A 22,260-nucleotide genomic window follows, 5' to 3' on the forward strand; every position below is an offset into this window, starting at 1 on the left:
ATGGGCACAAAAGACCGGTACGAGCGGCTTCGGGAGCAAGCGACGATGTCTGAACGAGACTCGTCGCCGCATACGCTGCTCGCAGTGGTCTCGCTGGCGATCTCGCTGCTGTTACTGGCACCGCTGGTGTGGGTATTTCTCCGAGCGGGCGAGATTGAGTTTACGCGTGCGCTTGCACTACTGACAAGCGACACGACCGTTTCAGTGACGCTGAACACGCTGGCGCTGGTGACTGGCGTTACCACCGCCTCGATCCTCATCGGTGTCCCGCTGGCGATTCTCACCGCCCAGACGGATCTGCCGTTCAAACGGTTCTGGACGATTACGTCTGCACTACCGCTGGTCGTCCCGAGCTACATCGGGGCCTTCGCGTTTGTCTCGGCATTTGGCCCCCGTGGCGTCCTCGCGGACCTGCTCTCGCCGCTCGGCGTCGAACAGATTCCGACGATATACGGCCTCCACGGCGCGATACTGGTACTGACGCTGTTTACATACCCATACGTGTTTTTGACGACGCGCGCGTCCCTGCTATCGTTCGACGGGACCGTCGTTGAGGCCGCTCGGACGCTGAACCACACTCGCTTAGAGGCGTTTCGCCGCGTCACGCTGCCACAGATTGCACCGGGCATCGCTGCCGGCGCACTGCTGGTGGCGCTGTACGCGCTTTCTGATTTCGGGACACCAGCGATTATGCAGTACGACGTGTTCACGCGGATGATCTACAACGAGTTCGGTGCCCGCCGACTGGACTACGCCTCCGTGCTCTCGATGCTGTTGCTCGTGATGGCGCTTGGCATCCTCGCCGTTGAGTCCCGTCTCAACGCCGGTAGAGACGGTGCCTACGTCAGCAGCGGCTCGCGACGACCCGGCCTCATCAGGCTCGGGTACTGGAAGGTTCCGGCGGTGCTGTTTTGCGCCGCTATCGCGTCGCTGTGTCTGGTGCTTCCGGTCGGTATCCTGCTCCAGTGGCTCCTCCGCTCCGGCACGGGCTACAGCGGTGGCGGCTTCGCGTTCGAGGCGGCCTACGCTTGGAACTCAGTTGGGCTTGCGGCCGCCGCGGCCGCTATCTGTGTCGTGGCGGCACTCCCGATTGCGTATCTCTCCGCGCGCGGCACGTCGGCTGTTTCGTCGCTCCCCGAGCGAGCCACGTACGTCGGCTACGCCGTCCCCGGTGTCGTCCTCGGGCTGGCACTGGTGTACCTCGGCCTCCGGTACGTCCCCTTCCTGTATCAGAGCGTCATTCTGCTAGTGTTCGCCTACGTGATTCGGTTCCTCCCGCAGGCCGTCGGGACGACCGAGTCCTCGATTCTTCAGGTCGACCCGCAGTACATCGAAGCGGCGCGGTCGCTGGGCTATCACCCGCTCTCGGCGTTCCGGAAGGTCGTCCTACCGCTGGTCGCGCCGGGCATCGCCGCTGGGGCCGCGCTGGTGTTCCTGACGACCATGAAGGAATTGCCGGCAACGCTGATGTTACGACCGACGGGCTTCGAAACGTTCGTCACGTACATCTGGCTCGTCCAAGGTGCCGGCTACTACGGACAGGCGGCGGTCCCGGCCCTCGTGCTCGTCGGCCTTTCCGGGCTCTCCATGCTGGTCATTCTTCGACGGGAGGACACAAGCTAATGTCTCGACAAACGCGCACACAGCAAACATCGGACTTCGACGACGTTGACGCAGCGGTAGCGAACCCTGACCGAACGGTTCTGGAACTGGACGACGTCTCCAAGGACTACGGGCAGGAACTCGCCGTCGAGAACCTCTCACTCGACGTGAAAGACGGGGAACTGCTGACGCTGCTCGGTCCCTCGGGCTGTGGGAAGACGACAACGCTCCGGATGATTGCCGGACTAGAGCGCCCCTCCGACGGGCAGATTTCCATCGCCGACGACATCATCGCCGACGGGTCCTCGTTCCGGAAGCCCGAGGAGCGCAACGTCGGCATCGTCTTTCAGGACTACGCCCTGTTCCCGCATCTCACCGTCGCCGAAAACATCGCGTTCGGCCTGACTGAGATGGAGGAAGACACCGTCGCCGAGCGGGTCGACGAACTGCTCGAACTGGTCGACCTAGAGTCCCATCACGACAAGATGCCGAGCCAACTTTCGGGCGGCCAGCAGCAACGCGTCGCACTCGCACGCTCACTGGCCCCGGAACCGGATGTCCTCCTGCTCGACGAGCCGTTCTCGAATCTGGACGTGCGCCTGCGCGTCGAGATGCGCGAAGAGGTCCGCAAAATCCTCAAGCGGGCCGGCGTCACCGCCATCTCGGTGACCCACGACCAAGAGGAAGCGCTGTCGATAAGCGACCGTGTCGCCATCATGAACGACGGGACCATCGCCCAGATCGGCGACCCTGCCGAGGTGTTCGAAAACCCCGAGAGCCGCTTCGTCGCGAGCTTCCTCGGTCAGGCGAGTTTCCTCTCGGCTCGGGTGACCAACGACCGCATCGAGACAGGACTGGGATCGTTCGATGTGGAACTGCTGAACGGGCCGGTCGAGGCGTACAACGGAGCGATGGTGGACGTGCTCGTCCGGCCTGACGACCTGCAGGCGATGCCGACAAACGAGTCCAAGGCCGACGGCTACGTCGTCCACCGCCAGTACAACGGCCCCTCGTTCGTCTACCGGGTCGAACTCCACAGCGGCGACGTCGTCCACTGTATGCACAACCACGTCGAGACGTTCGAACCGGGCCAGCCCGTCGAGGTCGATCTAGTCGCCGACCACGACTTGGCCTGGTATCCGACGGAATGAAGCGACTGCGCCAGCCGGGGGTACAAGCCGGGCTGGTGGCACTGCTCGGCGGGCTCGTCGTCTTTGCGCTGGCTCATATCGTCTTTCCACACCACACCACCAACCACGACGAGGGCGTCTACCTCCAGCAGGCCGCACTGTTGCTGGAGGGACAACTGTTCATGTACCCGCCGGTCGAGGAGTCGTTTCGGCCGTGGTTCTTCGTCGCCGACGGCGGGCGGCTGTATCCGAAGTACGCACCCGTTCCGGCGGCGATGTTCGCCGTCGGGAAACTGCTGGGCGGCTACCGCGTCGCACTCGGCCTGATTTCGACCGGCGTGCTGGCACTGACCTATCACACCGTCCGCGAGGCCTTCGACGCTCGGACGGGCGTGGTGGCGACCGTCCTCATGCTCGGGTCGCCGCTGTTCCTCGTCGAGGCTTCGGTGTTCCTCTCGTACGTGCCGACGACGCTGTGGAACCTCGGGTTCGCCGCGGCGTATCTCCACGCCGACCGGACTGGAAGCCGAACGACGGCGGCCTGTGCAGGGCTCTCGATTGGCATTGCCTTCTTCGCGCGGCCATACACGGCGGTGCTGTTTGCGGCACCGTTTATTCTCCACGCGCTGTGGTCGCTCCGGACGCGCGACCCGGCGCGGTTCAAGCGCGTGTCACTGACCGCTGTCGGGGGGCTTACCGGTGTCGCCGCGACGCTCGCGTACAACCGCGTGGTCACCGGCTCTGCACTGCTGTTTCCGTACGAAGTGTTCGCCCCGCAGGACGGGCCGGGCTTCGGGCATCGGGAGATTCTGGGCTATTCCCGCGAGTTCACGCCAGCGATGTCGCTGGACGCCAACGCCGAACTCCTCTGGAAGCTTCTCACCCAGTGGGTCGTCGCCGGCCCGCTGGGAACGGTCGCTGCGGCTGTGGGTCTCGGGGCTACGGCCCGCTGCGACATAGACGGCCGCCAAGCGGCGCTGGCCGGCGTGCTGCTGACGGTCCCGCTCGGCAACGGCTACTTCTGGGGCACTGTGAATATGCTCGGGGACCTCTCGGACCCGACCGACGGGCTGGTCGCCTTCCTAGGGCCGTTCTACCACGTCGATATGCTCGTCCCACTGACTGCCTTCGGTGCCGTCGGCGTCGTCGCCGTCGCCCGATGGGCGCGCCGACGGGCCACCGAACAGGTCAGCGCCGACCGAGTCAGACCAGTCCTACTTGCGATAGCGCTCTGTGGCGCGGCGCTGGGCGGCGGCGCGGCCGTGGCGACGGCGTCCGAACCGGTCTCGGACAACTACGAGACGACCCAGCAACTCGAACACGCCTACGAGCCGTTCGAGGAGCGGAACCTCGACAACAGCCTCGTCTTGCTCCCGACGCCCTACGGCGATTGGCTCAATCACCCGTTCCAGTCGCTGCGCAACGACCCCGGCTTCGACGGCGACACCGTCTACGCGATGCAACACCGCCAGTTCGAGGTCATCGGCGCCTACCCCGACCGGACGTACTACCGGTACGTGTTCCGCGGCGAGTGGGTCCCGTATCTGGGATTGCCCGTCGAACCACGGCTCCAACCGGTGTCGGTCGCGGAGGGTGAAACGGTCCGAACTGACGTGTCAGCGTCGGTCCCGGAGCAGGCCGCGCTGGTCTCGATCCGGCTGACAAGCGAGGGCGCAAACGACTACGCGACTGTCACCGGAACTGACCGGCTGGACGTACAGCTGTCGTCTGACAGAAACCGAACACGGCTCACCGGCGACGGTGTTGACGATCAGGTCAGCGTGCCGACGCCGGAAGACGGGACGGTGACGCTCATCATGTTCGTCGACTACGGGACCGGCGCGGGGTTCGAATACCGGGCGGAGCTCCCAGTCGACCGGACAGACGACGGCGTTCGAGCGCTGACGCCGCGGCTCGAAGTCTGTAAGGACCAGCGCCGCTGTGGCGGCGAAGCGGCGTACGTCCCGGGCACGCATCGCGATAGCATCAGCATGAACGCGACCACCACAGTCGAAAATACGTGAGACACATCGATGACTGACCACGAACTCACCAGACGAGACGCACTGAAAGCACTCGGCGCGGCGGGTATCACCGTCGCAGGCGGCGCGGCGGCGCTCACTTGGGACAGGTCGGGGGACGACGAGACTGCCGAGGCGCCTGAGGATGACGCTGCTAGTTCCGAGTCGGACTTCGGCGACCACGAGCGCGAGACGTATCGAGCCGTCGCCGCGATTGTGTATCCGAGTGAGGTAGCGGGCGTACAGGAGTTCGTCGACGGCTACGTTGCCGGACGCATCGAGGCAGACCCGGAGCGGGCAGCGGACATGGCAGAAGCAGTCGCGGCTCTGGACGCATACACCCGAGAGTGGGAAGGAACCGACTTCGTGGCGGTGGATGCTGCAACACAGGAAGAAACGCTCCGGGGAATGGGCGTTCAGGTCGCCGATCCGGACCCGCATGGCGACCCCAGACATCGCGTGCGCTACTACCTCGTGAACGACCTTCTGTTCGCGCTGTACAGTTCACCCACCGGCGGCGAACTCGTCGGCATCGAGAACCCGCAGGGCTACCCCGGCGGAACGGGTAGCTATCAGCAGCCGCCGAACGAGCGGTAATCCGGGTCTCGTCGCCGACGTCTTCGGCGGCACTACCGGAACCGCTCTTCGAGCGCGACCCGGACGATGGATTTGGCGATGGCCGCCCCGCCCGAGAACGGGTCGAGCTTCGTCTCGCCTTTCCGCTCGTCGTACTCGATGGGCCGTTCGCGGACGTCGTAGCCACGCATCAGCGGCCGCATGAGCAGTTCGGCCGAGAGACCGGTGTTCTCCGTCCAGACGATTTTGTGGAGGAGTTCGCGGCGGTAGGCACGCATTCCTGTGGTCGTGTCGTGGACGCGCTTGCCCATGAGTGTGCTCGCAAGCAGCGCGAACAGTTCGTTGCCCAGTTTGTTCATCTCGGGCATCTGGTCGGCCCCGTAGTACAGCCGGTCGCCGCTGACGACGTCGGCCCCGTCGTTGATCTCCGCGAGGAAATCGGGGAGCCGCTCCATCGGATAGGTGTCGTCACAGTCGGTCGTGACGACGACCGGTCGGTCCGGCGTCAGCACGGCTTCGCGGACCGCCACGCCGTACCCCTGCGGTTCCTGCTCGATGACCGTGGCACCGTGGTCGCGGGCGATATCCGGTGTTCGGTCGCTGGAGCCGTCGACACAGACGACTTCGGCGCGTCCGTCAGTCACCGCCGCGATATCATCGAGTACGGTTCCGATTGCTTCTGCCTCGTTGTACGTGCCCATAACGACCGCGAGATCGTCGAACGTGTAGCCGGCCGGTTCTTCGGCCCGCGAACCCTGAATAGCCATTGCTCATCCGTCAGTACCCACGGTTCTTGAATGTTTAGGTTTGCCAAAATCAGCGGTCGGCGAGATACGTTTCTATTGGGGTTGCATCCTCCCAGAGATGCGTAAACAAGTCCGTTGCCCACGAAATAGCGCTGTCCGTTTCAGAGATTATCTTCGCCGACGGCCAAGTTCCATCGAGCTCTGGGAGCGTCAGGATCATCCAGTCGTCGGCAACGGCGAGTGCGTACGGGACCGGTGTGACACGAACCGTTGTCGCTTCGTATCGATTCATATCGAGCGACACAGACTCCTTGCCGAGCATCTCATCGATTACAGCACAGCTCACTACCAGCCTCGAATCGGGGCTGTCTGGCATAGCCTCCTCATACTCCGGGTGGTAGACAGGCGAGACAACATCGCAGTTCTGGACGCTCTCGACGCGGGTGACGACTTCCCGGACAGGACGGTTGATGTCGGTCTGTGTGCCACGGATGACCGTGAATTCGTCGAGTTCGGGCAGGCGACACCGGAACGGCTGTGGTAGCACTGACGTATCGTGGGATTCCCAGTACTGGGGGTCGACAGCGAAGAGTTCTTCAAGGCGTTGCTGGCGGTGAATCGTATCCGCAACGAGCCGGCCGGTGCCAGTCAGTTGCCACCCGTCATCCATCGAGGTGACTAAGCCGCGACCTTCGAGGTTCGAGAGCGCATCGTAGATCGCGGACTCACTCGCAGTCACTGCTGACAGCAGTTCGTTGGTGGACTTGGCTCCGGGACACAGCGAGCCGATGATATCCGTCCGGACAGATGACGTTCGGACGTACTGAATAATTGATTCTACGCCCATGCTGTCCCCATACACTGTAGCTCATATTTTTCCCACATATCAGTTTCCATTTGTAATGGAATTTTCCTCAGGAGCTACACTATTCTCACAGGCATTGGATATTATTGCATCCAATGTGTCCATCTTTTTTATGGCTCATGACGCAGACACAGTTGCTGTCCACGTAAGACCACGTCCCCGCTGAACGCAATGGAGCACGTTGGTCTTGTGGAATTGCCACGTTCGGGCCCGGCGATATCGTGCCTCTGACATACGTCGCCAGCCCGAAGGGTCATGCAATCACCGTGGGTTGCCCGCCCACGGTGCTCATTGTCTCCGCTGTCGTCTCGTCCACACACATCCGTACTGTATACTGCCGTCCGTCGTTTCGGTATCGCCCGTCTGTGGTCGGGCAGTCATCGTGAAAAACAGCGACAGCCGCAGTATCAGTTCTCGGGCGGCTCGTCCGTCCCGATCCGTATTTCGTACGCCTCGATGTCCTCGAACGCAGCGACCTGTCCACCGACCTCGACCGGCCCCTCGGCTGTTTCGACGACCAGCGTCGCAACTTCGCGGTTCGAACTGAACGACGCCTGATCCACTTTGCCTTCGACGACCCGGTGATCGCCCGTCTCCACGTCCCGGCCTTCAATCGTCGCGTAGAACTCCCCGTCCAGCGTCATCAGGTCAGAGATACAGCGTCTGATTGTCCCGTAGCGGCGCGGAAACGGCAGTCCATCTCCGTCGCTGGCAATCGTTTCGGCCGTTGTCCACAGCACCGTGTTGAGGAACCCGGACACCAGAAACCCGAGCTCCGAGCGATTGAAGATGACGCCGTACCGGTCCGTGTCTCCGCGGACGCTCTCCCGAGTGGCGTACATCGAGTAGTTCCCGTCGGCGACGGCGACGACCGGTGTCGTGATACCGCGGCGGGCCTTCACCGTGGTCGCGATAGATTCGTAATCGAACCGCGCCGGGTCGGGGGCGTCCACGCTCGGCGAAATGAGAATCTCGATAGCGATGCCGGACTGCTTGCGGCTTGCGAGTCTGTCTTCGAACCGCTCTAACAGGGCCGGAGTCAACGACAGCGTCAGTTCGTACTCGGCCGTCTCGATGATGTCTTCGAGATACCGAAGTATCGTGGGCCGGGATTTGACGAGCGAGACGGCTTCAGGCTCTCGTGCGGGTGCTGTGTAGCGCGAAGACAGGTCGTCAACGAGGTCATCAAGCGAGTCCTGAATCCCCTCGAAGGCTTCCCGAGGGTCGATAGCCAGAACCTTCATCGGTCGGGACTCCTTGAGCTCGACGAGCCCGACATCGCTGAGGCTCCGGACTGTATCGTACACTCGTGGCTGTGGAATGTCCGTGTTCTCCGATATCTCCGACGCTGTCAGCTCGCCGTGTTGGAGCACGGCCAGATAGGCTGAAATCTCGTATTCGCCGAGATTGAACCGCGCAATCACCTGTTCGAGCGATGCCTCCAAGTCGTCACTAGACATAGTGGGGCGTTTGCGAGTCGAGTACTAAGAACTTCGGCACTCTATCCAGCAGACAGTTGCAGGACCTGTCATGTGAAGTCCCGTGCTGTTCGAGTCGTCACGGCGAAAACTGCGCGCTGTCGCTGCGTTACTAGTAGGCGCTGGAGATCTGGGAGACGACATCCGAGGGCGAAGCGCCGGAGTTCAGCGACGAGATAGCGGATTCGAGCGAGGACTTGACTGCCGGCGGGGCGGCCAGACCGTGTGCGACGGACGGCGGCTGAGCCTCGCTGTTCTGGAAGTCCTCTATCTGGTCCTTGGAGAAGTCGTTGAACGGATCGGTGTTCACGTCAGTCCGCGGTGGAATCGACCCCTTCTTCGGGTTGAAGATCTCCTGTGCCTCTGTCGTACCGACGAACTGGCACCACAGCGTGGTCGCTTCCGGCGACGGGTTGTTGACCGGATACGGGAACGAGTCCATGTTGAGGGCGTAGTAGCCGTCGGTTCCCGGGAATGTCACATGGTCCCACTCCTCTCCGTACGTGAGGTCGTTCGTGATGTACGTTCCGGCCGCCCAGTCGCCTTGGTGGAGGAACGCCGCTTCGCCGTTGATGACCTGATTGTTGGCCTCGGTCCAAGAAATCGAACCGGCGTCGCTCGGGATGTAGTCGAGATAGGACTGCGTGGTCTCGACTGCCGACTCCAGCGCGTCGCTGTTAGCGTCGACCTCTCCGTCGACGAAGATGGCGCTGTAGGTCTCGGCGTCCGTTTCGCCGAGGAGGACGGTCGCGAACATCTGGAAGCTGGACCACGGCGAGCCGGTCTGGTGTGCCATTCCGGTGTAGCCAGCATCGTTGACCGTCGCCATTGCGTCGACGAGGTCAGACGGCGTTTCGAGGGATGCCGGGTCGACTCCCGCGTCCTCGACGACCTCGACGTTGTAGAAGAGGTTGTTGATCCGGTGGATGTTGAGCGGAACTGTCACGTAGCTTCCGGCGGGCTGGGCCGCGTCTTTGACACCTTGGAGGTACGCGTCCTCCATGCTGTTTTCGGACCACACGGAGTCGCCGATGTCCTTCAGCAGGTTCGCATCGGTGAAAGGAAGCAGATTGTTTCCGGGCCAAGCTTGCCACGTACTCGGGTGGTTGCCGTTCTGTACCCGTGTCCGGATGTTCGCCTGCAGGTTCTCACCCGCACCGCCAGCGATGAGGTTCTCGTCGAAGGGGACGTCCGGGTGTTGCTCCTTGAACGCATCCATGACGGACTGAATTGCTTCCAGTCCGTCGCCCTCACCCCACCAGTGGGCGACCTCAAGTGTGCTGTACTGTGAGCCGCTGTCAGTGCTGCCGTCACCACTGCTGCCATCGCCGCTACTGCCGTCACTGCCGTCACCGCTGCTTCCGTCGCCGCTGCTGCCGTCACCGCCATCACTCCCACCGCAGCCAGCCAGCGAGGCCGCACCTGCTGCGCCAGCAATCCGAAGAGCGTTACGCCGCGTCAACCGTTTATTTGAATTGTCGTCAGTCATGGTTGCACCAATACCTCATAATTCCTTATTGAAGATTCGCACTTAATACTTCTGTATAGGGAAAGTCAGCATTTGACATTCGGATCGATCCCGGTAAATCATCTATATCTCCCGATTTTTCGGGTTTGAGTGGTGAAACAAATTAATCATATGTGAGTAAATACCCCACTGAATTACATCTACTATCTTATATTTTCCCGAGATTACCCCTGCCAGACGGGGTATATCGAGCCCATATTGCGACAAAAAAGCTCGGGCGCGGTCCGGCCCGAAGGGCTACAGGGAATCGAACTCGACGACTGCTTTTATCTGCGCATCTCCATCCTCGAAGGCGGCCTCGACGTGTTCCGGGTCGGTGACCGTTGTCACGAGGTCATCGAGCAGCCATTCCGGAAGCTCCTGTAAGGTCTCGACGGCGTCCTCGAAGTGGGAGACGTGTGAGTTGACCGTGCCGATGAGACACTTGTTGTGCAGGACGATCTCGTTGTGTAGCGAGCCACCATCGACTTCAAACTCCCACGGCTCCGGAATGCCGAGCAACACACCGACCCCGTTCTGGTCAAGCGCCGTGACCGTCTGGAACGCGTGTGGGGCGAACCCGGTCGCCTCGTAGATGTAGTCCATCGCCTCGTAGGCCTCTGGGAGTTCGTCCACTGGCGTTTCGCGGGAATCGACGTACGTACTGCCGATCTCGTCGATGATGTCGACCGTCGGGTCAGGCCGGTCCCGTCGACCGACGCAGTATGTCCGGTCGTACTCCTGTTCGAGCATCCACAGCGTCAGCAGTCCGAGCGAACCGTTGCCCAGCACGCAGGCGGATTCCGGTCGCCAGTCGAACGGCTCACGAGTCGCATACGCGTGCTCATTTGCCTTCTCGGTGATCGAGAGCGGTTCGACGAGGAAGCCGTACTCCGCGACCGCTTCGGGGACGGGAACGAGGAAGTCCGCCGGTGAGGTGAAATACTCGGCCATGAAGCCGTGGTCACCGACAATACCCCGTTCCGTGTACTCGCCGTCCGGTGCCATGTCGGGCTCGCCCCGACGGAAGTACTCGTTCGTTTCACCGTCTGGTTTCCGTCGGACGGTCGGCGCGACGACCTGCCCCGCCTCGAGCCCCGTGCCATTGGGCTCTTCGACGACGCCGACCGCCTCGTGTCCGAGAACCATGTGGTCTGCCCCGTCGGGGAACCCCCCGTGGGACCCGTTCAGGACTTCGTGGTCTGTGCCGTCAACACCAACGCGAAGCGTCCGGACGAGTGCCTCGCCCGGGTCAGGCGACGGTCGCTCCCGCTCTAAGAGCTGGGGGCCGTCGTCGTCCCGCGTAACACCAATCACTTTCATGCCAGGCAGAGAGTGAGAACACTGGGGATTAAGTCTTTCTTCAGGTCTCTGTCTCGCTGACGGTGACCGCCGCGCCAGTTTCGCTGGAGCGGTAGATTCCGTCCATCACGCGCTGGACCCGAAGTGCCTGTTCGACGGTGTTTACTGACGGGGGTGCCCCGTTACGGACCGCCGAGATGAACCGTTCCTGCTCCGTTCGCTGTGGATCCGATCGTTGCGTCTCGATGTCGGTCGTGCGGTGGTGCATCCGACCGATGTCGGCCGTTTCGAACAACGTCAGGGACTGGTCTGCGAGGTCGAGTTTCGCGCCCGCCTCTGTCCCACGGACGTAGTACTCTTGGCTGTCCGGTCGGTTCGTCGCCCACGCGACTTCCAGAGAGATCGTCGTGCCGTCATCGCAACGGATGAAGGCACTCGCCGAATCGTCGACGCTGAACTCGGCTGCACCGTGGTCCTCGCCCCACATCTCGACGTACGCGTACTCCTCGTCGACGCCGAACTGAGCGCGAGTGTCACCCGACACCTCGACGACTTCCGGGTGGTCGGCGACGTGCAACGCTAGGTCGATAGCGTGCGCGCCGATGTCGATGAGCGACCCGCCACCAGCCACGTCGCTACGCGTGAACCACGACCCCCGGCCGGGGACGCCGCGACGCCTGACGTAGTTCGCTTCGATGTGTGACACCTCGCCCAGATCGCCCTTCTCGCGGTAGCCCACCAGTGTCTGAACCGGGTCGGCGAACCGGTTGTGGAAGCCGACCATACAGAACCCGTCAGCCGCGTCAGCGGCCGCGGCGATCCGCTCTGCGCTTTCGAGCGTGTGCGCTAGCGGCTTTTCGACGAGCACGTCCAGCCCCGCCTCAAGCGCCGCCACGACGTACTGCTCGTGGTATCTGTTCGGCGTCGTCACCAGCACGGCATCGACCGTCTCGAACATCGCCGCGGCTTCCTCGTACACTGTCGCGTCGTACGTCTCGGCGAACCGACGGCGCGCGTCGGCATCGACGTCGACGCCTGCTGCTATCGAGACCGGCTGGTCGAGCTGCCGGAGATTGGTACAGTGAATGTCCGCGATGTTTCCCAATCCGATGACGCCGATCCGAACGGTCTCAGTCATGTGTCACGAATTCTACACCCGGTGTCGGGTTAATACAACTGCTTTTCACGCTCTTCACGTTCCTCTTCCTGTTCCTGTTTTGCCTTCTCGCGGCGTCGGCCGCGCCGGTACTGGATGAGGCCCGGGAGTATCTTGTTTTTCAGGTCGAGGATGAACGACACGATGCCGTACGACCAGAAGAAAAACAGCACGAGCATCCCGGTCCAGTACAGCGTGGCGACGTGGCTGCTCATGTCAGTCGTCGGATTCCACTTCGCCGCTGCTTCCGGAGGCAGTCTCCTCTGCCTCGTACGGGAGGAGGTCGTGGACGATGGCCTCACCAGTCGCCGAGTCGAACAGGTGGACGTTCCGCCGGTCGATGACGACCCCGATCTCGTCGTCTTCTTCGAGGTCCGAGTCGGGATCGATGCTCATCAGTAACTGGTCGTTCGTCGCCAGTTCCTGCGACATCGATGTTTCGCCCTCGCCGAGCAGTAGGTAGGCGAATATCTCGTCGCCCATCGGTTCGAGAATATCGGTCGTCGCCGTAATCATTCCCGAGGGGTCGGGCACCTCCGACTTGAGCTCTCCCGGATAGATGTCTTCCGGGCGGATCCCGAGCGTGACCGAGTCGCCGACGCTCACGCCCTCGATTGACGACGGATTGAACTCAAGATCGAAGTTCGGGGTTTCCAGCGCGTTCTCGGTGACGGTGCCTTCGACGAAGTTCATCGACGGCGAGCCGATGAACCCGGCGACAAAGAGGTTGTCCGGCTCGTTGTAGCAGGTCAGTGGTGGGTCGATCTGCTGGAGCTGGCCCGAGTCGAGGACGGCGATGCGATCCGACAGCGTCATCGCCTCCTCCTGATCGTGGGTCACGTAGATGATAGTCGTGTCCAGTTCCTTGTGGAGTCGCTGAAGCTCCGTCCGCATGTGGACCTTGAGCTTCGCGTCAAGGTTCGCCAGCGGCTCGTCCATCAGGAACACATCGGGCTCGCGCACGATGGCGCGAGCGATGGCGACACGCTGGCGCTGTCCACCGGACATCTCTTCAGGCATCCGGTTGAGCATCCCCTCTAGCTGGACGATATCCGCGGCCCGCTCGACCCGACGGTCGATCTCGTCCTGTGGGTAGTCCCGCAGTCGGAGGCCAAAGGAGATGTTGTCGTACACGTCCATGTGCGGGAACAGCGCGATGTTCTGGAACACCATCGCAATGCCGCGGTCTTTCGGCGGGAGGTTCGTCACCTCGCGGTCGCCGATGTAGATCTCGCCCTCCGTCGGAATGGTGAGGCCGGCGATGGTCTCCATCGTCGTCGACTTGCCACAGCCCGAGGGGCCGACGAAGCAGATGAACTCGCCGTGATCGATATCAAGGTTCATGTCGTCGACCGCGGTGACCACATCACCTTGGTCGTCGTAGCGTTTCGTCACGTGTTCGAGTCGTACTCTTGCCATTGTGTTACTCCTTGAGTGCGCCTGAGGTCAGTCCGCTGACGATGCGTTCCTGTGCGACGATCACGAGGATGACGACGGGGAGGACCCCGACGATGCTCGCGGCCGCCATGAGGTTGAACTGCGTCGTGTACTGGGTCTGGTAGCTGAGAATGCCGCCGACGATGGGTGACCATTTGGCCGCCTCCGGCGAGGTCGCCATGATCGAACTGAAGAAGTACTCGTTGTAGACGGCGATGAACGTCAGCACGGCCGCGGTCGCCACGCCCGGCGCAGACAGCGGCATAATGACCCGGAACAGCGCGCCCAGCCGCGTCGTTCCCTCGACCCGTGCGGCGTCCTCCAGTCCGTCCGGAATCTGGCCGTAGAACGTCGTCAGGATGAAGATCGACAGCGGCATGAACAGCGCACTGAACGGCAGCACCATCGAGCCGGGCGTGTTCAGCATCCGCGGTGGGGTAAACAGCGGAATGGACGTAAACGGTATCGTGATCGGGGCGTTGCCGGCAAAGGCCTGAAACAGCGGGATGACGAACGCGGCCGGCGGGAAGTAGCTGATTGCCAGAATCCCGAGCATCAGCAGTGCACGGCCGGGGAAGCGGAGCCGCCCGAACACGTAGCCGGCGAGGCTGGCGACGAACAGGACGATGACCGTCGTCGTGACCGCCAGCGCGAAGCTGTTCAGCATGTACAGGTGGAACGGTACCTGTTCGAAGACCGTGACGAACGCGCCCGGATTGAAGCCCTTCGGAACCGGCAGCGGGAACGTTCCACTAACACCGAAGAGATTCACAGTCGGGAGGAAACTACCCGAAAGCAGGTTCCCTTCGGGGGTCACCGCCAGCACGATGAGCCAGTAGAAGGGGAACAGTGTCGTCACCAAGAAAAACACCATCGCCGCGTAGAACAGCGCCCGGTACACCTTGTCCGGGTTCTTGATTGCGCCTTGGACCCAGCGTTCGAGTGGTCCTCCGTCGTTGTTGTCGTTCTGGTCTGTTGTCGTAGCCATGTTAGATCGCGTCCTCCCCCTGCCATGCGATGATTCCCATGACGACGATACCGATGATTGCTGCCGTCACGAACGCGATGGCGGCCGAGGTCCCTTCACGGGTGTTGAACGTTGCGACGACCATGCACGACAGCGACGGCACGACGGTACAGCTCGACACCGTATCGATAATACCGTACACACGCATCGCCTGCACCGAGCGGAACAGGATCGCGACCCCGATTGTCGGCAGGATGAGCGGGAACGTGATGAGCTTGAACTGTTGCCACTTGGTCGCACCGGCGACCTTCGCGACGTCGTAGAGACCGCGGTCGATGCTCTGGAGGCCGGCAAGGATGAGCAGGGCCATGAACGCCGATGTCTTCCAGATGTCGGCAACGATGATAATAAATGTCGCACTTGCCGTGTCGTTCAGCGTGTTCGTCGGCGCTAAGAGGCCGAGGTCAGCAAGCGGCGGGGTGGCGAAGCCGACGTTGGAGTTGAACATCAGGAAGAAGATCATCCCTTGGATGACAATGGGCACAGCCCACGGGATGATGATAGCCGCACGAATCCACCGGCGGCCATAGAAATCTTGGTCGAGGATGAGCGCCTGTCCGAGGCCGATGAGCGTCTCGAACAGCACGCTCACAACAGCGAAGATTATTGTGACGACCAGCGCACTATTTAACAGACTGGTGAACTCGAGGTTTGACGGGAGGAACGTAGTCCCGCCCGGGAGAAACTGATTTCTCTCCCCAGTGAACAGTTGGATATAGTTTTCCAGTCCGACGAAGCTTCTGCTCGAGAGGTCAATTGAGAGGGCGTACAGCGACAGTTCGAACGTGCGCAACAGCGGATAGAGGGCTATGACGCCCAGCAGGAGAAATACCGGCAGCAACAGCAGATACGCGTACTGCGTGTCGCTCAAGTTCTCCATCCACCGCATCAGACCGACGAGGAGACCCGAACGATGAGATTCCCGCGACTGGTGGGTCGCTGACTCTGGACTCACGAGTGACCTCCTGATACTGTAGTTTGCATGGATTGTGTCTCGGTAGTTGGAAAATCGGTCCGCAGCGTCAGTTGCTGCTCTCGGTTTGCTCCAATCCAGACTGTAGAGTAGCCATCGCTTCTGTGGATGGGACATCTTGATTGACCGCGCGGTTAGCTTGCTCGGCAATCTTGCTGGACTGATTGCTCCAGACTGCGGTGACTGGACGTGCCATCGTATTCTCGCCAGCTAAACGCAGCGTGTCCATGTGGTCGCCTATCGGGTCGATATTCGACGCTTTGTCGGAGTTAAACAGGTTGCCCCGTGGTGGGAGCCACCCCTCCATCTCTAGTAGGAACAGTTGGATCTCGGGCTTCATTGTGGCTCGGATGACTTCGCTGACCGCGTCAAGTCGCTCGCTGTAGGGGTTGACGGTAATATGCCAGCCACCCAGTGCCGATGTCGTTCCACCAGTCCCTTGGAACTCGGCGTTGCTCTCCGAAACGGCATAGGGGATAGGCATTGTTCCGAGGTCGTCGCCAAACTCCGAGGCAGCCTGATTGATGGCGTAGGGCCAGTTGCGATGGAAGAGGGCGTTCCCATCGAGGAACGGTGCGAGCGACCCATCTTCTATCCAGCCGAGGATATTCGTGGGCGTGAAGCCGCCGCCGTAGCCTTGGAGATTGTCGAAGTCCTCGTCGTGAACGAACTTCCGCATCATATTCAGTGAGTTGATAACCGGTTCGGAATCGACGGTGACGGGTCGGTCGCCGACCGGGCCAAAGAGGTTCTCGCGGCCGCCGAAGTACGCGCCGCCCCACGAAGACATGATCTCGTTGAACGTACAGCAGGCGGTCCCCTCATAGATGTCCCATTGGGTAGTAAATCCGTATTTGATGTCTGTCGCATCAACGGTATCAGCCGCAATATTCGACCATTTTTTCCAAGTCATCGGTTCGGTGGCCCAGCTCTCGGACTCAGGGCTGTATCCAGCTTGCTCGACGAGGTCCTTCCGGTACAGCATCGTCGGATAATCAGGATAGAGTGGGACACCGAAAAGGTCGCCACTCGACGGGTCGATAGCTGTCTCGGTGAAGCCGCTAAAGTACTCTGCTTCGATGGTTGAGAGCATGTCGTCTGCGAGAACCTCTGAGAGGTTGGCGAGTTGCCCCCGTTGAATGAAGATGTTCACCCATCCGTTGTCCATCATGAACATGTCCGGTTCAGTCTCCTGTGAACTCAGGAGCCGGTTGTAGTTGGCCTGTCGCTTCCCGCTGTCGGGTTGTCCTTGGGCGAACTCGATTTGGATATTATCTGAAAGGCCGCCCTTGTCATGCAGTGCGTCGCGAACTTCGTCAGCGTGATCCTGTACCACCGTCGCGTCGAACCCCCACGTCACAGTCGTCGTCTCTTCGTTTCCAGCGGCACCAGTCTGTGTACCTGTGGCGTCCCCATCGCTCTCGCCGCCGTTGAACATGCCTGCACAGCCAGCGAGGCCAGCTGCTATCCCCGATGCACCCGCTCCCGCGACGAACCGCCGCCGCGAAATGCTACTCCGTTTTCCGCCTGTCTCTGAGTTCTCTGACATCTCTCACTTTGTCAATGAAAATATGCCCACTTATAGATTAGGGATTTTAATTGAGATATCACAAGAACTTTATCTGCAGTTCGCTGCTATTCTGACATGGGACTCCGACGGTCACTCGATGATTACAAGCGAAACAAAGAGACGGCAGAGGTATTTCCGGGCGAACAGCGCACACAGATGGGGCAGTTCACTGGTTCGACGCAACGATTGATACACGTTGATCCATCCGGTTCGATTCGAGATTATTCGTATCCCCTATCTGGACTCCACGGGCTCTCCTCGTCCCGGTTTGGCGTTCGATTTGACCAGACAATCGAATGGTTCGATACGCTCGAGGGGGCGTCACAGACGTTGCATGAAGGGACCGTTGAGACCATCCACAACTTCGAGAAATTCGATGTTGTGCAGCGCGATTTCACCAACGCTCTCACGCATGCGACTGCGTTCAAACTCCGAGGTGAGACACCGGATTCTATCGAACTCGTCGGATTCGTGGAGCTCACTCCGGAGGGACAGGAAGGACGAATCGGACAGTTGGTTCATGACGACGAACTCGTCGAAGTATATCACAACCGGGAGCACACCTATTTGGGGGCATCGACAGAACTGGAAATTACGCCGGAAGTGATGGAGAAATTCGACGAAGTTCTTGCTGACGAGCCCAAGTCATTCCCGCGAAAGGGTGAATCCGAAAGCTATGAGGGGAGTCGTCTCACTGGTGGTGTGAGATTCCGTACCGAATTCGAAGATGGGCGGACAACTGTCATCACTACACTGTCGGACATCGAGGAGCAACCACGGTCTGCCAGTCTTAAGCACGTCGCTGACCAGACACAGCGCTACAGCGACCCATCGAAGTTACTCACCGACGCCCAACAGTCAGGACTGACTCCGGACATCACGGACCAACTCGTCCAAATGGACCTCCATGTCCTTGACCTGTTGTCTGCGCCGACGGGTGCCCGAATAGCAGGTCCTGATTTCGATCCGCATTATCAGTACTCCGGCGGCTACGGGTACACTTGGTTCCGGGACGATGGGGAGATTTCGACATTTCTCTTGGAGGCCGACGAGAGGCTCGGTCTCGACATAGAGAACCGACACCGTAAGAGCGCCGAATTTTATCTCCAGACGCAACTGGATGACGGTCGTTGGCCCCACCGAGTGTGGCCGATGAACGGTCGGCTGGCACCTGGCTGGGCAAACGGGCACGTGGAGGGGTCCGAAACACAGTATCAAGCCGACCAGACTGCAAGCGTCCTCGTCTTCCTCGCGGAATACCTCGCTACGCACCACGAGTCGCTCCCGAAAGACACGGCCACAGATATCGAGACTGCACTGGAGCTAGGAGTAGGAGGGATGGACATCTCGCTGGAAACGGACGGATTACCGACCGAATGCGAGAACGCATGGGAGAATATGAACGGTCGGTTCACGCATACTGCTGCGAAGTTCATGCAGGCATACAGTACTATTGCGACTGCACCGCTGGCTGACACCCTACAGAACCATGCAGCAACGCAAGCGAGGAGAATCTACGATGCACTTGAGACAATGTGGTGTCCCGACGAGAAAATTTACGGGCTTCGTTTGGTTGATGGGAACCTAGACGTGCGGATCGACAGTACCACGTTCTCACTGATAGACGCACACTTGGCTTACAGAGATGTAGGCGATATCAGCGATGAGCGATACTCTAGACTGGCGACTCACCTCGAGACTGCGTTCGAGCGTCTCTGGACGGAAACGGACGCCATTCGCGGACTGACGCGGTTCGAAGAGGATACGTGGCGTCGACGAAACCAAGGAAATGAAAAGATTTGGACCGTCTCGACTGGCTGGGGCGCATACGCGGCCGAAAAAGCAATTCGACTGTTCTCGACGACGTCTCAGCAGTTCGACCCGACGGCGTGGTCTGACCGTCTGTTTACTGAAATTGATCTTACAGGGTCGCTTTGCCTCTCTTCGGGGTACTTGCCAGAACAGTTCTTTGACTCCGGTACGCCAGATAGTGCAACACCACTCGGTTGGTCCCACGCGATTCGACTCGCAACGTATGCGGCTCGGAGTACGCGAAACGTGGAACCTGCAGTGGAGCGTCAGTCGGGCAAACGCTGACGATTGTCGTGACGGAGATCCATGTTGATACTAAGCTTTATTTTCGGTATCTGCCCAACAATTGACCATGAACGAGGACGACATCGTCGATAATCTCACTCGTTTTGGTCTCTCGGAGAAAGAGGCGCTCGCCTACGTGACGATTCTCCAGAACGGATCCACGACGATTCGCGTGATTTCCGATGAAACAGATATATCGAAAAGCTATGCATACGATATCGTTGGAAATCTAGAGGAACGTAATCTTATCCAGATCGACGATCACGTCCAACCGACACAGCTCCGGGCGATTCCGCCCTCGGAGGGAATCGAAAATCTCGTCTCTCAGTTACATACTATCGAGACACAACTGGACGACCTGTTCGATTCGGAGAGCTACGAACAACAGAGGTTCAGTATCATCAAATCGCGGCGCACGATACTCGCCCAACTCGTTGATTTGATCGACTCCGCAACCGAAGAGATTATTCTCGCTCTTCCAGCCTCAGTACTCCATAGAGTTGAGGACTCACTCCAAGCAGCACAGGACCGTAGTGTGTTCTGTATGTTATTGGTAACAGAATACGACGGCGAGATACCGATAAGCGAGTCGATAGCGAACGTTGTACAGACGTGGAATGCACCCGCGCCAGTCACTCTTACCACCGATCGTTCAGACGGAATCGTCTCCTCAGCTGACGCCGTGTTAAACTCAAATTCAGACGACTACGCGATATACCACGCAGAGGAGCACATAGTCTCCTCGCTGTTCGACTCGTTTATCGCAAATTATTGGCCCATGGGTGAGCAAGCCTGCGTTGCAGAGAAAGGGTCGTTGCCGAGAACGTTCACTAGTTTCCGTCACGCAGTGTTCGAAGCAACGCTGTATTTGATGGAGGGGAAGCCGGTTACTGCTGAGATAGAGATCCGGCCGACCCAAAGCGAGGATGCGTTCAAGACGACAACTGGAACTATTATTGACGTAAAGCAAAGTCTTGTACGCCCCTTCTCGAACGAGTTCCCAACTCAGGAGTCATTCGTTGTTGAAACAGCCGATGAAACGTTTACTGTCGGCGGGTCCAAGGCATTTTTAGAAGACTTTGAAGCACGCGACATCACCCTGAAGGGTATTCATGATGCGTAAGTAGTACCTCTTCGCCGATTCATATCTCTATCCGGGTCGATCGAAATCGACGAAGTATCAGTACCTCACAAAGCGACCCCAGTTGATCCAACCTGAGTTGCCCTTCTGGCCTGAGGAGTCATCAGACACGGTTGATATCTGTTGAATGAGGCCGGAACTGTCGCTGTCGGCGGCGATATAATGAGTATGAATACTTTTGCAAGTAGAGACCACTGTTGAGGTAATGGGATCACGTCGAACGGACATCAAGCGTCACCTACCGGAAGAAGAGATCGACAAGATGCTGAGAGAAGCTGAAGACGATCATCATCTTCGCCGGATTGGCTTCGTCAAGAACCTCTATCAGGGCGATACGATTCCTGAAGCTGCTGATCGGGAAGGTCGATCAGCAGCAACAGGGACACGCTGGGCAGAGGACTGGAACGAGGGGGGCTTTGAAGAACTCATGCCGAGTTTCGGGGGCGGCCGGCCCCCGAAACTCGACGGGGATGAGCAAGACGAGCTGGTGGAGATGCTTCGTGACGGCCAGCCGTGGAAATCACAGGAGATTCAACATCTTCTCCAGGAGGAATTTGGCGTTTCCTACAGCCCAAATTATCTCGGCACCTTCCTTCGGGAACTCGGTCTCTCATACGCGAAACCACGACCAAAGCGTCCACACCGGCCAGAGAACCCTGATGAAATCCTCGAAGAGCGCGTCGACGACGCGCTCGACGAGGACGACCAGCCACACAACAAACGTGAGGGAGAAGACGAAGAAGGGTGGATTGTTGAGGAGGATATTTGTACTGACGGCGGTACTGTCCTCGGGTTTTTTGATGCATCGAAGCCACAGCCGTACGATAATTCGCGGCGTGTTTGGTACGTTGACGATCCCCACATTGAACGAGAGTTAGTCAAGACACACGATTCTGCGGTCGGATTCTACGCCCTCAACGGTGAGAGTCTGGTAACGTTCACTGAAAACGAAGAGAAAGAGCAGATTTGCGGGGTATTAGAGAAGATCCGCGAGCAGAATCCCGACAAGCGGATTCTGCTCGTCTTGGACAAGCACGGTTCACATAGATGTGAATACACGCGCAAACGCGCGCATCAACTCGGGATCGACCTGATTTTCATTCCCTCAGGCTCACCGCACCTGAATCCGATCGAGCAAGTCTGGAAGTATCTCAAATGGACGATGGCACCGATTGTCGTTGAGAACGAAGCGGAATTCAAAAACCTCGTTCAGGAAACTTTCGAAAAAATAACGAAACGCATCAGCTTTGCAAAGAACTGGTGCGAACAATTCCTTGACTTTCAAAAGTTATCTTAATAATTAAAGACTCACCCGAGCAATTATGATCTGAGAAATGGAATTTGTCAGTGCAGGATTTTCATAGGTCAACCTCATAGCTTCTCACAGCCCGGATCGTTTCCTTGCTTGTAGTTGGTGATGGCAACGACGAGTCGAAGGCAGAGCGCAACGCACACATGACACGCTCTCGTGTCTGCTATCGCTGATTCACAGTAAGCCGCCGGTGCTTCTCTCACACGCCCAGTTCTGCTAATCCGGCTGAAACACGAGCGGGCCAGACACCACTGCCGACTACCGTTCTTCACGTTGGAACCTTCGGTTCAGCAGTAGTTGACAACCGCCAGTTCCTCCAC

At 59.5% G+C, this 22,260-nt stretch carries 18 protein-coding genes; 7 read left to right on the forward strand and 11 right to left on the reverse strand.

Annotation, left to right across the window (positions count from 1 at the left end; translation table 11 throughout):
- The 4 genes from Har1129_RS03815 to Har1129_RS03830 are packed head-to-tail and all read left to right on the forward strand — an operon-like array spanning window position 1 to window position 5,350.
- Window positions 1-1,623 (forward strand): iron ABC transporter permease, encoded by a 1,623-nt coding sequence (locus Har1129_RS03815; protein ID WP_151099458.1) that lies wholly within the window; start codon window positions 1-3, stop codon window positions 1,621-1,623.
- Window positions 1,623-2,753: an ABC transporter ATP-binding protein gene (locus tag Har1129_RS03820; protein WP_151099459.1), complete on the forward strand. Its 1,131-nt coding sequence runs from the start codon at window positions 1,623-1,625 to the stop codon at window positions 2,751-2,753. The genes Har1129_RS03815 and Har1129_RS03820 overlap by 1 nt, the downstream gene beginning before the upstream one ends.
- The gene (locus Har1129_RS03825) at window positions 2,750-4,756 is read left to right on the forward strand and encodes a glycosyltransferase family 39 protein (protein WP_151099460.1); all 2,007 of its coding nucleotides are present in this window, start codon (window positions 2,750-2,752) and stop codon (window positions 4,754-4,756) included. Before Har1129_RS03820 ends, Har1129_RS03825 begins: the two co-directional genes overlap by 4 nt.
- Before the next feature lie 9 nt (window positions 4,757-4,765).
- A complete protein-coding gene (locus tag Har1129_RS03830) occupies window positions 4,766-5,350 on the forward strand; it encodes a gluconate 2-dehydrogenase subunit 3 family protein (RefSeq protein ID WP_151099461.1) in 585 nt (194 codons plus the stop codon).
- A 32-nt stretch (window positions 5,351-5,382) separates the two neighbouring features.
- Here Har1129_RS03830 and Har1129_RS03835 read toward each other — a convergent pair whose 3' ends face one another.
- The 11 genes from Har1129_RS03835 to Har1129_RS03885 all read right to left on the reverse strand — a co-directional run bounded on the left by Har1129_RS03835 (window position 5,383) and on the right by Har1129_RS03885 (window position 17,369).
- On the reverse strand, window positions 5,383-6,096 hold the full coding sequence (locus Har1129_RS03835) for a dolichyl-phosphate hexose transferase (RefSeq protein WP_151099462.1): 714 nt from the start codon (window positions 6,094-6,096) through the stop codon (window positions 5,383-5,385).
- A 49-nt stretch (window positions 6,097-6,145) separates the two neighbouring features.
- Window positions 6,146-6,922 carry a winged helix-turn-helix domain-containing protein gene (locus Har1129_RS03840; RefSeq protein ID WP_151099463.1) on the reverse strand — a complete coding sequence of 259 codons (777 nt, stop codon included), beginning with the start codon at window positions 6,920-6,922 and terminating at the stop codon, window positions 6,146-6,148.
- A 425-nt stretch (window positions 6,923-7,347) separates the two neighbouring features.
- Window positions 7,348-8,400 (reverse strand): HTH-type sugar sensing transcriptional regulator TrmB, encoded by a 1,053-nt coding sequence (gene trmB, locus Har1129_RS03845; protein ID WP_151099464.1) that lies wholly within the window; start codon window positions 8,398-8,400, stop codon window positions 7,348-7,350.
- Window positions 8,401-8,530: 130 nt separating this feature from the next.
- The gene (locus Har1129_RS03850; RefSeq protein WP_151099465.1) at window positions 8,531-9,907 is read right to left on the reverse strand and encodes an ABC transporter substrate-binding protein; all 1,377 of its coding nucleotides are present in this window, start codon (window positions 9,905-9,907) and stop codon (window positions 8,531-8,533) included.
- A 276-nt stretch (window positions 9,908-10,183) separates the two neighbouring features.
- The gene (locus Har1129_RS03855) at window positions 10,184-11,248 is read right to left on the reverse strand and encodes a glucose 1-dehydrogenase (RefSeq protein ID WP_151099466.1); all 1,065 of its coding nucleotides are present in this window, start codon (window positions 11,246-11,248) and stop codon (window positions 10,184-10,186) included.
- Window positions 11,249-11,288: 40 nt separating this feature from the next.
- The gene (locus Har1129_RS03860) at window positions 11,289-12,365 is read right to left on the reverse strand and encodes a Gfo/Idh/MocA family protein (RefSeq protein WP_151099467.1); all 1,077 of its coding nucleotides are present in this window, start codon (window positions 12,363-12,365) and stop codon (window positions 11,289-11,291) included.
- A 29-nt stretch (window positions 12,366-12,394) separates the two neighbouring features.
- Window positions 12,395-12,598, reverse strand: coding sequence for a hypothetical protein (locus Har1129_RS03865; protein ID WP_151099468.1), 204 nt, complete (start codon window positions 12,596-12,598; stop codon window positions 12,395-12,397).
- A 1-nt stretch (window position 12,599) separates the two neighbouring features.
- Window positions 12,600-13,802, reverse strand: a complete 1,203-nt coding sequence (locus Har1129_RS03870; RefSeq protein WP_151099469.1) for an ABC transporter ATP-binding protein — start codon at window positions 13,800-13,802, stop codon at window positions 12,600-12,602.
- Between the two features lie 4 nt (window positions 13,803-13,806).
- On the reverse strand, window positions 13,807-14,808 hold the full coding sequence (locus Har1129_RS03875; RefSeq protein ID WP_151099470.1) for a carbohydrate ABC transporter permease: 1,002 nt from the start codon (window positions 14,806-14,808) through the stop codon (window positions 13,807-13,809).
- 1 nt (window position 14,809) lies between these two features.
- A complete protein-coding gene (locus Har1129_RS03880; RefSeq protein ID WP_151102078.1) occupies window positions 14,810-15,736 on the reverse strand; it encodes a carbohydrate ABC transporter permease in 927 nt (308 codons plus the stop codon).
- Window positions 15,737-15,869: 133 nt separating this feature from the next.
- Window positions 15,870-17,369, reverse strand: coding sequence for an extracellular solute-binding protein (locus Har1129_RS03885; protein WP_151099471.1), 1,500 nt, complete (start codon window positions 17,367-17,369; stop codon window positions 15,870-15,872).
- A 96-nt stretch (window positions 17,370-17,465) separates the two neighbouring features.
- Here Har1129_RS03885 and Har1129_RS03890 point away from each other — a divergent pair, with 96 nt between their 5' ends.
- The 3 genes from Har1129_RS03890 to Har1129_RS03900 all read left to right on the forward strand — a co-directional run bounded on the left by Har1129_RS03890 (window position 17,466) and on the right by Har1129_RS03900 (window position 21,925).
- Window positions 17,466-19,487 (forward strand): glycoside hydrolase family 15 protein, encoded by a 2,022-nt coding sequence (locus Har1129_RS03890; RefSeq protein WP_151099472.1) that lies wholly within the window; start codon window positions 17,466-17,468, stop codon window positions 19,485-19,487.
- A gap of 67 nt (window positions 19,488-19,554) precedes the next feature.
- On the forward strand, window positions 19,555-20,610 hold the full coding sequence (locus Har1129_RS03895; protein ID WP_151099474.1) for a TrmB family transcriptional regulator sugar-binding domain-containing protein: 1,056 nt from the start codon (window positions 19,555-19,557) through the stop codon (window positions 20,608-20,610).
- Between the two features lie 223 nt (window positions 20,611-20,833).
- A complete protein-coding gene (locus Har1129_RS03900) occupies window positions 20,834-21,925 on the forward strand; it encodes an IS630 family transposase (protein ID WP_151099475.1) in 1,092 nt (363 codons plus the stop codon).
- The last annotated feature ends 335 nt before the right edge of the window (window positions 21,926-22,260 follow it).

The sequence above is a fragment of the Haloarcula sp. CBA1129 genome, from assembly GCF_008729015.1.
Taxonomy (GTDB): Archaea; Halobacteriota; Halobacteria; order Halobacteriales; family Haloarculaceae; genus Haloarcula.